The 12,281-nt window shown below is 52.3% G+C and carries 7 protein-coding genes and 4 pseudogenes; 10 read left to right on the forward strand and 1 reads right to left on the reverse strand.

What is annotated here, in order from left to right:
* Positions 1–29 precede the first annotated feature (29 nt).
* The 10 genes and pseudogenes from PsAD37_RS08485 to PsAD37_RS29380 form a co-directional block, all read left to right on the forward strand.
* On the forward strand, positions 30–1,703 hold the full coding sequence (locus PsAD37_RS08485; RefSeq protein ID WP_063295770.1) for a BCCT family transporter: 1,674 nt from the start codon (positions 30–32) through the stop codon (positions 1,701–1,703).
* A gap of 108 nt (positions 1,704–1,811) precedes the next feature.
* Complete coding sequence (locus PsAD37_RS08490; RefSeq protein WP_063295771.1) at positions 1,812–3,263, forward strand: NAD-dependent succinate-semialdehyde dehydrogenase; 1,452 nt, start codon at positions 1,812–1,814, stop codon at positions 3,261–3,263.
* Between the two features lie 14 nt (positions 3,264–3,277).
* On the forward strand, positions 3,278–3,655 hold the full coding sequence (locus PsAD37_RS08495; protein WP_063295772.1) for a carboxymuconolactone decarboxylase family protein: 378 nt from the start codon (positions 3,278–3,280) through the stop codon (positions 3,653–3,655).
* A gap of 276 nt (positions 3,656–3,931) precedes the next feature.
* Positions 3,932–4,306, forward strand: coding sequence for a heavy metal-binding domain-containing protein (locus PsAD37_RS28685; protein ID WP_208991774.1), 375 nt, complete (start codon positions 3,932–3,934; stop codon positions 4,304–4,306).
* 12 nt (positions 4,307–4,318) lie between these two features.
* Positions 4,319–5,092: pseudogene (locus tag PsAD37_RS08500) on the forward strand (efflux RND transporter periplasmic adaptor subunit); the annotation flags it as partial.
* Positions 5,093–5,140: 48 nt separating this feature from the next.
* Entirely contained in the window at positions 5,141–5,440 is a 300-nt protein-coding gene (locus PsAD37_RS29375; RefSeq protein ID WP_275078309.1) for a copper-binding protein, read from the forward strand.
* Positions 5,437–8,616, forward strand: a pseudogene (locus tag PsAD37_RS08505) (efflux RND transporter permease subunit). The gene PsAD37_RS29375 and the pseudogene PsAD37_RS08505 overlap by 4 nt, the downstream one beginning before the upstream one ends.
* 120 nt (positions 8,617–8,736) lie before the next feature.
* The gene (locus tag PsAD37_RS08510; protein WP_208991776.1) at positions 8,737–11,196 is read left to right on the forward strand and encodes a heavy metal translocating P-type ATPase; all 2,460 of its coding nucleotides are present in this window, start codon (positions 8,737–8,739) and stop codon (positions 11,194–11,196) included.
* Between the two features lie 16 nt (positions 11,197–11,212).
* Positions 11,213–11,614, forward strand: a complete 402-nt coding sequence (gene cueR / locus PsAD37_RS08515) for a Cu(I)-responsive transcriptional regulator (protein WP_063292212.1) — start codon at positions 11,213–11,215, stop codon at positions 11,612–11,614.
* Between the two features lie 108 nt (positions 11,615–11,722).
* Positions 11,723–12,019, forward strand: a pseudogene (locus PsAD37_RS29380) (redoxin domain-containing protein); the annotation flags it as partial.
* Between the two features lie 54 nt (positions 12,020–12,073).
* Here PsAD37_RS29380 and PsAD37_RS29060 read toward each other — a convergent pair.
* A pseudogene (locus tag PsAD37_RS29060) lies at positions 12,074–12,281 on the reverse strand (IS1595 family transposase); the annotation flags it as partial.

The following is a 12,281-nucleotide window of genomic DNA, read 5'->3' on the forward strand; positions in this document are numbered from 1 at the left end:
GTCCGATTAATTTAGCCTGGGAGGGAACTATGGCTATCGAAAAAGAGCACATTCAGAAAGATCTGAATGTTGCCGAAACGGGGCTCTTTAAGGGCTTGCACAACGGAATGTCGATCGCGGCCAAGGCTATGGTTGCGGCATTTGTTGTGTTCACGATTTTGAATGTTGATTATGCTGGTGAGCTGTACGGGGCGGTACGCAGCTGGGTCGAAACAGCGCTGAGCTGGTACTACATCTCCTCAGTCATGATCATCTTCTTCATTTGCATTGGCTTGATGGTCAGCCGATTTGGCTCCATCCGTCTGGGTGATGATGATGCACGTCCGGAATTCAGCAACTTTGCATGGTTTGCAATGCTGTTTTCCGCAAGTGTATCCATCGGTATCATGTTCTTTGGTGTTGCTGAGCCGTTGTTCTACTTCGACAACTCCGCTGGTTGGGGTTACCCGAACAACCCGTTTGCGGATATGGCTGGCCACAATGAAATGAACATGGACCGAGCAGTAGATGCGGTTCGCGTGACCAACTTCCATTGGGGTCTGCATGGTTGGGCGATTTACACCATCACCGGTCTTTGCCTCGCATACTTCTCATTCCGCAAAAAGCTGCCGCTGACATTCCGTAGCGCGCTTTACCCGATCCTTGGCGAGCGCATCTATGGTCCGGCTGGTCATGCTGTTGATCTGCTTGCCGTGTTTGGCACCGTATTCGGCATCGCGACGTCCATGGGGCTTGGCGTAAATCAGATGGCACAGGGCCTGAACGTGCTGTTTGGTGTTGATCCGGGCACGCTTACTCAGATCGCTTTGGTTATCGGTATTTCCATTGTGGCGACACTGTCTGCTGTCTCTGGCATTGGTAAGGGTATTCGTATTCTTTCCGAATGGAACATCGCTCTAACACTGCTGCTGATCCTGTTCTTTGTTGTAGCAGGTCCATCTCAGTGGCTGGCAAGCTTCTTCCTCACATCCGTTGGCGATTACATGTCCCACTTCCTGTCCATGGGCTTCTGGACTGCAAGTGAACCAGGTGATGTGAAATGGCAGGGCGGCTGGACCATGTTCTACTGGGGCTGGTGGCTTTCCTGGGCACCATTCGTGGGCATGTTCATTGCACGCATCAGCCGCGGTCGTACCATTCGTGAGTTTATGTTCGGCGCTATGCTTGTGCCAACCGTGATGGCCTTCCTCTGGATCACCATTTTTGGCGGCAATGCACTGTTCATCGAAATGAATGCGCCAGGCGGTGTTGGTACTGCAGGTCTGATTGATACCGTCAACAGTTGGAACCTTGGTGGCGCGCTCTATGGCACCATTGAGCAGATGACCTCTAATGGCACAATCAGCTGGTTGATTGCAGCACTCACCACCTTCTTGCTGGCGACATGGTTTATCACGTCGTCCGACTCCGGCACTTTGGTTATCACGACCATCCTGTCTATGGGCAATGCACACCCACCTAAACAGCACCGTGTGATCTGGGGTGTTGCTCAAGGTGTTGTTGCTGCGGCGCTCTTGTTGGCTGGTGGATTATCCGCTCTGCAAACTGCTGCTATTGCGGCTGCCTTGCCGATCAGTGCTCTTGTGGTTCTCATGTCATGGGGAATTGTGAAGTCGCTCATGCAAGATTCAAGTGCAGTGAGAGACCCTCATGAAGAGGTTGCTCCGGACGGAACTGCGCTGGACCGTGAACTGCGAGCCTAATCCGACTTAACGGAAAATGAACGGAATGGGGGCCACATCTGGTCCCCATTCTTTTCCGGCGTGATGACTATGCCGATGTGACAACAATGAAGGACAAAGGGTGCCGCCATGGACCTGAAACTGAACAACCCAAGCCTGTTGCAATCCGGTGCATATATCGATGGCAGCTTTGTTTCGCGCCAGAAAACCTTTGCAGTCAACAACCCCTCTACAGGTGAACTGATTGCCAATGTTACAGATTGCTCGCGCTCTGATGTGGTCGATGCCATCAACGCCGCAAAGACTGCGCAAAAAGCATGGGGCAAGCGCACAGGCAAGGACCGCGCGCAGGTTCTGAGACGCTGGTTCGACTTGCTGATTGAGAATGCTGATGACCTCGCGGTTATCCTGACCGCAGAAATGGGGAAGCCAGTTGCAGAAGCAAAAGGTGAGATCCTTTACGGCGCCAGCTTCATTGAATGGTTTTCGGAAGAAGCAAAGCGCGTTTACGGTGATACTATTCCGGGCCATCAGGAAGACAAACGTATCATGGTGATCAAGCAACCTGTTGGGGTTGTTGGTGCTATCACACCATGGAACTTCCCCAATGCCATGATCACCCGCAAAGCTGCGCCTGCACTGGCTGCTGGCTGTGCCATGATTGTAAAACCTGCCGCTGAAACACCTCTTTCCGCATTGGCGCTGGCATTGCTGGCCGAGCAGGCAGGCATCCCGAAAGGCGTGCTGAGCATTCTGCCATCGACGGATGCAGTCGCCGTTGGTGAAGAGCTGTGCACCAACGAGATTGTCCAGAAGATTAGCTTCACTGGCTCCACAAATGTTGGCCGCATTCTCATGCGTCAAAGTGCTGACCAGATTAAGAAGCTCTCCCTGGAACTGGGCGGCAACGCACCGTTTATCGTGTTTAATGATGCGGATCTGGATAAGGCTGTTGAAGGGGCTTTGATTTCTAAGTTCCGCAATGCAGGTCAAACCTGCGTCTGCTCCAACCGTATCTATGTACAGGACGGTGTTTATGACGCCTTCGCCAACAAACTTGCAGATGCAGTTCGTAATCTGAATGTTGGAGATGGATTCCAGTCCGGCGTAACCATCGGGCCCCTCATCACAGAAGCCGCCGTTCACAAAGTGGAATCCCACATCAAGAACGCACTTGAAAACGGCGCAAGTATTGTGTGCGGTGGTGAGCGCAGTGACAAGGGCGGCACCTTCTTTGAGCCAACCGTTCTTGCCAATATGACGAGTGATATGGACGTGGCAAGAGAAGAAACCTTCGGCCCGCTTGCCCCACTGTTCCGCTTCAAGGAAGTTGATGAAGCTATAGCAGCAGCGAACGATACCGAGTTCGGCCTTGCCTCCTACTTCTACAGCAATGATCTCTCCACAGTCTACAAAGTGGCGGAAGAGTTGGAATACGGCATGGTAGGTGTCAACACCGGTCTGATCTCCACTGAAGTTGCACCATTTGGCGGCGTCAAGCAATCCGGACTTGGCCGCGAAGGCTCCAAGTACGGCATCGAAGATTATGTTGAGATGAAATACATCTGCATCAGCGTTTAAGAGAGAAAACAAGAATGTCTGACCGGTTTGAAAAAGGCCTGAAACAACGCAAAGCAACCCTTGGCGCTGACTATGTAGAGGCCAACCTGGCAAAGGCGGACGACTTCAATCGTCCGTTTCAGGAAGCCATGACCGAATGGTGCTGGGGTTTCGGCTGGGGAGATGACGCTATCGATGCACCAACTCGCAGTCTGATGAATCTGGCCATGATCGGCGCTCTCGGAAAAATGCACGAATGGGAATTGCATTGTAAAGGCGCGCTGCGCAACGGCGTCACCAAAGAACAAATCCGCGCCGCCTGCCACATCGTAGCCATCTACGCCGGCGTCCCCGCCGGAGTAGAATGCTTCCGCAGTGCAAGAAAGGTACTGGAAGAGGCGGGGGAGTTGTAGAGCCTCTGTTACTAAGAAGTCTTTTTTGGAGCCCTGCTGATGATATCGGCAGGGCTTTTTTGATGATGACAAGCACTGGGCTTCAGTATTAGACTTGACCTTCCAGTCACTGGAAGGATTAGAATGACGGACACTAAGTTAAGCAGTGCCAGAAGGAATAAGGAAAAGTGGTGCTGTTTTGTGGGATTGGAGGGATTTGGTTGGGATGGTGAGTATCCCGGCGGTAGCAAAGCACCTTCAGGTCTGAATGATGTTTGGTAAATCAGGACAGGACCGATGCGTCGTGGATACGCGGTTGTGGCTGGGCTTGCGATTGTAGCAAGTGTTTCGGCTGGGCTAGGGATCTTTATTGGAAGTTCGATGGACTGGACTTCTGCTGGACCAGGCAGTGCTGAAAGTGAAATCTTGTATTGGGTTGCGCCGATGGACCCAAGTTTCCGGCGTGATGCACCTGGAAAATCTCCCATGGGGATGGACCTCGTTCCCGTTTATGCAGGGCAGGATGCGATGCAATCCGGGAGTTCTGTTGTGTTGTCTCCAAATGTGATTAACAGCATCGGTGTACGCACGGCCACCGCCAGCGTTGAGCCTATCTCAGAGAAAATCGAAAGTGTTGGGTTTGTTGGCTATGACGAGTATGGCTCCAGTTAGGTTCATTTACGCACGGAAGGGTGGATCAAGAAACTCAACATCCGTGCAATTGGTGACCCCGTTAAGAAGGGAGATCTGCTTTTCACTGTCTATGCGCCAGAGGTGACTGTGGCGAGTGCTGATCTGATCCGGGCCGTGCGCCGGAATGATAAGCAAGCCGAGCAGAATATCCGAATCCAGCTTCAGAATTACGGTATTGATAGCGCCCAGATTGACGAGATGGCTCGGGCGAATACTCCGGCTAGGGTCTTCAAGGTGTACGCTCCTCAATCCGGCGTGGTGACCACGTTGGAAGCGGCGGATGGTATGTACCTGCAACCGGATTCTATAGCGCTTACCCTATCTGATATGTCCTCTGTGTGGTTGATGGTGGATGTGTTTGAGCAGGACATTGCCCGTCTGAGCAAAAACAGCGATGTGCTTGCGAGCTTTGAGCATCTGCCCGGGCAAGTGCTTGAGGGCCGCATCGATTATATCTACCCGGAACTGGATGCGGTGACACGCACACTGCCGGTCCGTCTGCATTTTGACAACTCAGAGGGTGTTTTACGTCCAAATATGTTTGGCCGCGTAACCATCATCCCATCTGAAATGCGACGTGCAGTGACAATTCCAGCCAGCGCGCTGATCCGTACAGGTTCATCTGATCGGGTTATCCTGCAAACTGAGGAGGGCACGTTTCAGCCACGCATGGTGACGCCGGGCCTGACGGGGCGTTTTGGAGGAGGGAGCAGGACCGAGATCTTACAGGGGCTTGAAGCAGGGGAAGAAGTCGTAACCTCCGCTCAGTTTCTGATTGATAGTGAGAGTTCACTTTCGGCGGGCGTGGCCCGCATGTCTTCTGCGCAAGACGGTCCCATCTGGGTTAATGGCACAGTGACTAATTTCGATGCTGAGACAAACTCCGTCACTATTCGACATGATGCCATTGAGGAGTTGCAGTGGCCAGCGATGGAAACAACGTTTGCGGTCCGTGCAAACCTGAAGAACCATGCATTCCAATATGATAGGCCTATTGAGTTTGCTATCTCAAAGGGGTCTGACAAGCGCTTCAGCCTTGTCGATCTGCGAGATGTCAAAGATCAAGCTTCAAAAACAGCACCTGCTGACACGGTGGGGGCCGTTGAAAAATGATTGGCTCCATCATACGTGCATCCATCAGGAACCGCGTGATCGTGCTCATGGCCGCTGTGATGCTGACACTTGGCGGCATCTGGGCGCTGAAAGAAACACCGGTTGATGCAATTCCGGATCTGTCTGATGTGCAGGTCATTATCAAAACCCCTTATGACGGGCAAGCCCCTCAGGTCATTGAGGATCAGGTAACTTATCCGATCGCTACAGCCATGCTGTCGGTGCCGGACGTGATCGACGTGCGTGGGTTCTCGTTTTATGGCGATTCCTACGTCTATGTTGTCTTTAAAGACAGCACAGACCTTTATTGGGCCAGAAGCCGGGTGTTGGAATACCTTGCTCAGGTTGGAGCCCAACTACCTGAAGGCGTGACGCCTGAACTGGGTCCAGATGCGACAGGAGTTGGCTGGATTTTTCAGTACGCCCTGATTGACCGGACCGGTCAACATGATCTGGCACAGCTGCGCTCTTTACAGGACTGGTGGTTGAAGTATGAGCTTCAAACTGTCAGCGGCGTGTCGGAAGTGGCAACCATCGGCGGTATGGTCAAGCAGTATCAGGTGGTCGTTGATCCCAACAAACTACGAGCCTATGGCGTGACATTGCCTGCTCTCATGAGCACGATCCAGAACGCGAACCGCGAGACCAGCGGCAGTGTGATTGAGATGGCAGAAGCGGAGTACATGGTCCGTGCAACCGGGTACATCCAATCTATTGAGGATCTTGAGCAAATCCCGATCAAGGTGAATGAGCGTGGTGCAGCTCTCACCCTGAGCGATGTGGCAGACATCCGCCTTGGTCCGCAAATGCGCCGTGGTGTGGCTGACCTGAACGGCGAAGGCGACTCCGTTGGGGCCGTTGTCATTATGCGCTGGGGTGAAAACCCGCTGAGAACACTTGAGGGTGTGCATGCCAAGCTGGAGGAGCTGAAACCGAACCTGCCTGAAGGCGTGGAGATTGTGACCACCTATGACCGGGCTGGGGTGATTGAGCGAGCAATTGATAACCTAACCACCAAACTCTCAGAGGAGTTTCTGGTCGTGGTTCTGGTGTGTGCAGTGTTTCTCCTGCATCTCAGATCTTCATTGGTCATTTTGATTTCGCTTCCTCTTGGCATTTTGACGGCACTGCTGGTGATGCGTCTGCAAGGGGTGAATGCGAACATCATGTCCCTTGGCGGGATCGCTATCGCTATTGGAGCGATGGTTGATGCGGCCATTGTGATGATTGAGGCCATGCATCGACGGCTTGAGAAGGAACCGAAACCCGATAAGAACCGCTGGAAGATTGTCGCCGAATGCTGTTCCGAGGTTGGACCAGCTCTGTTCTATTCACTGGCGATTATCACCATCAGCTTTCTGCCGGTGTTTGTGCTGGAAGCGCAGGAAGGTCGTCTGTTCAAGCCGCTTGCGTTCACTAAAACCTATGCCATGGCGGCTGCGTCCATTCTCAGCATCACGCTTGTACCGGTACTGATGGGATATTTTGTGCGAGGACACATTCATCCTGAGGCGAAGAACCCGGTCAATCGGTTGTGCATCGCCTTGTACCGGCCCGCACTTGCAGGCGTGATTGCCTGGCCCAAAACAACGATCATCTTTGCGCTGGTTCTGGTTGCGTCCATTCTTGTGCCGCTGAACCGGATTGGGTCTGAGTTCATGCCGGAGTTGAAGGAAGGTGACTTTCTTTACATGCCGTCACTGTACACCGGTGTTTCTATTGGTAAGGCGCGTGAGGTACTTCAGCAGACGGACCGTATGATCATGCAGGTGCCTGAGGTAAAGACCGTTCACGGCAAACTTGGACGCGCTGAAACAGCAACAGATCCAGCTCCACTGACCATGTTTGAGACCACCATTTAGCTCAGACCGCAAGATCAGTGGCGTGAAGGGATGACGCTTGAAAAGATCCGTCAGGAGCTGGACAAGTCAGTTCAGGTTCCGGGCCTTACAAACGTCTGGATCCAACCGATCAAGAACCGCATTGATATGCTTGCAACTGGTATGAAAACACCTGTCGGCGTCAAAGTGTCGGGGCCGGACCTGCAGGTCATTCAAGACATTGCAGTGAAGATTGAAGGCCTCGTGAAAGGCGTTGAGGGGACGCTGTCCTCTTACGCAGAGCGACCAAGAAGTGCGCGCTTTATTGAAATCGACATCGATCGGAATGCAGCCGCTCGCTATATGCTGAATATCAAGGATGTTCAGGATGTGGTGCAAACCGCGATTGGCGGAATGGATATTGCTGAAAGCGTTGAGGGTTTGGAGCGATACCCCATCAATCTGCGCTATCCTCAGGATTGGAGAAACAGCCCGGATCAACTTGAGAAGCTCCCTGTTGTGACACCATCAGGTGCGCATATTCCGCTTGGAGCTGTCTCTGATATCAACATTGTTGACGGCCCTGCTATGATCCGCTCAGAGAATGCGCGACCAACAGGTTTTGTTTTCATTGATATCGAGGGACGAGACCTTGGCGGTTATGTCAGCGAAGCACAAGAACTGGTCGCTTCCGAAGTTAAAATCCCTGCTGGCTACTCGATCACATGGTCAGGACAGTATGAGTATATCGAGCGTGTTCAGGAACGCTTGCAACTGGTTGCACCGGTAACATTGTTGATCATTACCCTGATGCTTTTCCTCGCATTCAACCGCGTGGGTGAAGTGGCAATCATCTTGACCTCCCTGCCAGTCGCGCTGACAGGCGGTGTCTGGTTTGTCTACACCTTAGGGTTTGACTTGTCGGTTGCCGTACTGGTCGGTTTCATTGCGCTGGCAGGCGTGGCTGTCGAAACAGCCATCGTGATGCTGTTGTACCTGAACCTTTCCTGGGACAAGCGCGTGGCGTTTGCCCGGAAAGAACACAAGGTCCTCACCGCAAAAGATATCCTTGATGCTGTTGTCGAGGGTGCCCTGTTACGATTGCGGCCAAAAGTGATGACCGTGGCAACCATCTTTGCCGGGTTGATACCGATCATGCTGGGCAGTGCAACAGGCTCAGAGATCATGAAACGGATTGCAGCCCCAATGGTTGGCGGCATGATCACCGCAACACTGCTGACTCTCTTCGTTATTCCGGCAATTTATGTGCTTTGGAAGAGAGCCCGACTATCTGCCTTGAATAAAATCACCGCAGAAGAAGCCAGTGAAAGTCTGGAGAAAACAAAGACTAAGTGACGTTTGGTTGTCGTTTTCCTGATGGCCAAAGTCTTTTCATTTTCCTGATGATTTTAGTCTTGACCTTCCAGTGGCTGGAACCCTTAGGGTGCCTTCAATAGACAATGAAATGGTGAAATTATGTCCCACAGTTCAACACTGAAAATGCAAGTCGAAGGCATGAATTGTGCGTCTTGCGTCGGTCGTGTCGAGAAAGCACTCAAGAGTATTTCGGGTGTGGCGAACGCCTCTGTCAATCTTGCAACAGAAAGCGTGCAGGTCAATTATGATGAGACCCTCACGCCGCAAGATGTGGCCGACGCGCTTCAGAAAGCTGGCTATCCAGCGCTCACAGAAAACATCACCTTTGGTGTTGGGAACCTGAACTGCGCGTCTTGTGTGGGACGAGCTGAAAAGGCTTTGCGAGCCGGAAATGGTGTTCTGGAAGCCAATGTTAATCTGGCAACAGAAAGTGCGACAGTGCATTACGCAGTGGGGGCGACAACACCCTCCGCGATTGCTGAACTGGTCACCTCAGCAGGGTATCCTGCTACATTGGACAAGACCGAGCCTGCTGAAGCAGCTCACCGCAAAACAGATGAGATCCGTCAGCTTAAGAGCAAGGTGTTGCTCGCTGCCGTGCTGGCACTTCCAGTTTTTCTTATCGAAATGGGAAGTCACTTCATTCCCGGCGTCCATATGCTGGTTGAGAACTCACTTGGTTTGCAGAACAGTTATTACTTGCAGTTCGTCCTGACGACTATTGTGCTCTTTGGACCGGGCCGACATTTCTACACCAAGGGCTTCCCGTCGCTCTTAAAAGGCGCGCCGGATATGAACTCTCTGGTCGCGCTTGGGACCTCCGCCGCTTATGTATTCTCTCTCGTTTCAACTTTTGCGCCGCAGTTGCTCCCGGCGGGAACCGTAAACGTCTATTACGAGGCCGCTGCTGTAATTGTCGTCCTCATCTTGCTGGGCCGCTTTCTGGAGGCATGCGCCAAAGGCAGGACTGGTGAAGCGATCCAGAAACTCGTTGGCATGCAGGCTAAAACCGCGCGTGTTGAGCGCGATAGCGTGGTGACAGAGGTCCCGATTGAAGAGATCATTGTCGGTGATGTCATTCAGGTGCGCCCAGGTGAAAAGATCGCCGTGGATGGTGCCGTTGTCTCAGGTTCTTCCTTCGTGGATGAGAGCATGATTACAGGTGAGCCAATCCCGGTTGAAAAGGCCTCTGGTGATGATGTTGTCGGCGCGACAATCAACGGCACTGGTGCCTTAAGCGTGCGTGCAAGCAAAGTTGGCAATGATACCGTTCTCTCACAAATCATTCAGATGGTGGAACAGGCTCAGGGTGCCAAGCTGCCAATTCAGGGATTGGTCGACAAAATCACGTCGTGGTTTGTGCCAGCCGTGATTACTATTGCGATCCTCACCGTTGCTGTGTGGTTCCTGTTTGGTCCCGATCCCGCGCTTAGTCTTGCTTTGGTCGCGGGTGTTGCTGTGCTTATCATCGCTTGCCCATGTGCCATGGGGCTTGCAACGCCAACCTCCATTATGGTTGGTACAGGTCGCGCAGCCGAACTTGGCGTCCTGTTCCGCAAAGGCGATGCGTTGCAGATGCTTCAGGAAACCAAGGTGGTTGCCTTGGACAAGACCGGCACGCTCACTGCCGGACATCCGGAACTGACAGATATTATCCTGCATGAAGGTTTTGAGGAGGAAGATGTTCTGCGATTGGTCGCAGCAGTTGAGCAAAGCTCCGAACACCCCATTGCAAAGGCGATTGTGCAGGCCGTCGAAGAGCGTGGCATTGCACTTCCAAAACCAGAGAGCTTTAACTCTCTGACCGGATTTGGCGTCAGCGCAGTTGTGCAGGGGCACGATGTTCTGGTTGGTGCAGATCGGTTGATGGACCGTGAAGGTATTGCACTGGAACAGCTTTCTGTTGATGCAACCGTACTTGCAACTAGAGGAAAAACCCCGCTTTACGTCGCTATTGATGGAAAAATTGCAGCGGTAATTGCAGTTGCTGACCCAATCAAGAAGACAACTCCAGATGCGATCAAGTCCCTTCATGGGCTTGGTTTGAAAGTTGTGATGATCACAGGTGATAACCAGAAGACGGCCAATGCCATTGCAGCCGAACTTGGTATCGACAGCGTGGTTGCTGAAGTTCTGCCTGACGGCAAAGTCCGTGCGCTGGAAGACTTGCGTAAGAACGCTTCCGGTAAACTGGCCTTCGTAGGCGATGGCATCAATGATGCGCCTGCTTTGGCAGCAGCAGACGTTGGTATTGCCATTGGCACCGGCACTGATGTGGCAATTGAAGCAGCAGATGTCGTTCTGATGGCTGGAGACCTGAACGGTGTGGTCAATGCGTTCCACATCAGCCAGCAAACCATGCGTAACATCCGCCAGAACCTGTTCTGGGCATTCAGTTACAATACACTGCTGATCCCGGTTGCTGCTGGCGTGTTATATCCATTCGGTGGCCCGCTTCTGTCTCCTGTTCTGGCAGCTGGTGCTATGGCACTTTCAAGCGTGTTTGTCTTAACCAACGCTTTGCGGTTACGCTGGATCAAAGCGACAACAGCCCACTAAAAGGGATGGAACGACGATGAATATTGGTGAAGTAGCAGAACGCTCCGGCATCCCGACCAAGACCATCCGTTATTACGAGGATATCGGCTTTCTTCATCCCAAACGGAATGAAAATGGGTACCGGATCTTTGAAGAAACAGAGCTGCACAAGCTGACATTCATCGGCCGCGCCCGTTCACTCGGGTTCAACATCGAAGAGTGCCGGGCCTTGCTGGCACTCTATGAAGACAAAGAGCGCGGCAGTTCTGACGTCAAAAAGATTGCGCAACAACACGTCAAAGAAATCGAGGCTAAAATCGCCGACCTCATCGCCATGCGCGACACACTCACCCACCTCATAACCGCCTGCGCCGGCGACCACCGCCCCGACTGCCCAATCCTTGATAATTTGAGTAACGGGAAGGGGGAGCCGCGGTGATCAGGAAATCGTTACCACAGGCCTGGACATTTTGATCCAGTTTTTATGGACAGCTCAACCATTGTTATGACAACCTCTAGGCAGATCAATTAGTTAAAGGGTGGCATTGTGCTTCTGAATACTCCTGTTTGTGACTTTGGTTGGAAGGCGCCGGATTTTACGCTTAAGGATCCTGATGGAAACAGTTTCACCATGTCGGAGTGTATTGGTGAAAAGGGGCTCCTGATTGCGTTTATTTGCAACCATTGTCCTTATGTGCAGGCGATTGGAGATCGTTTGGCGGCAGATACCAGCTTGCTCATTTCCGAAGGCTTTGGGATTTTAGCAGTGATGTCCAATGACTACCATTCGGTTCCTGCAGATGCTCCGCGTAAGATGAAAGACTTTTCGCAATTGTATGGCTTTGAATTTCCTTATCGGCCCTATGGGCACATAGCTGCATATTTGGCCAGGCCATTATCAACCAAAGACAGCTATCTCGGATCTGACGGAAATACCACCTTGCTGGGTCCGTCGCATTTGACGCCCAACAGCATTGCTCAGCAGTTTTGCGATTTGCAGGGCAGGAGGAACACGTGACCATATGGTTCTAAGTTTTTTCTTGCCATTGCGGCTTTGCCTGACAGCCTGCCCCTTTACAACACGTTGTGACCAACGGAAGCCAATT

Source organism: Pseudovibrio sp. Ad37 (assembly GCF_001623075.1).
GTDB lineage: Bacteria > Pseudomonadota > Alphaproteobacteria > Rhizobiales > Stappiaceae > Pseudovibrio.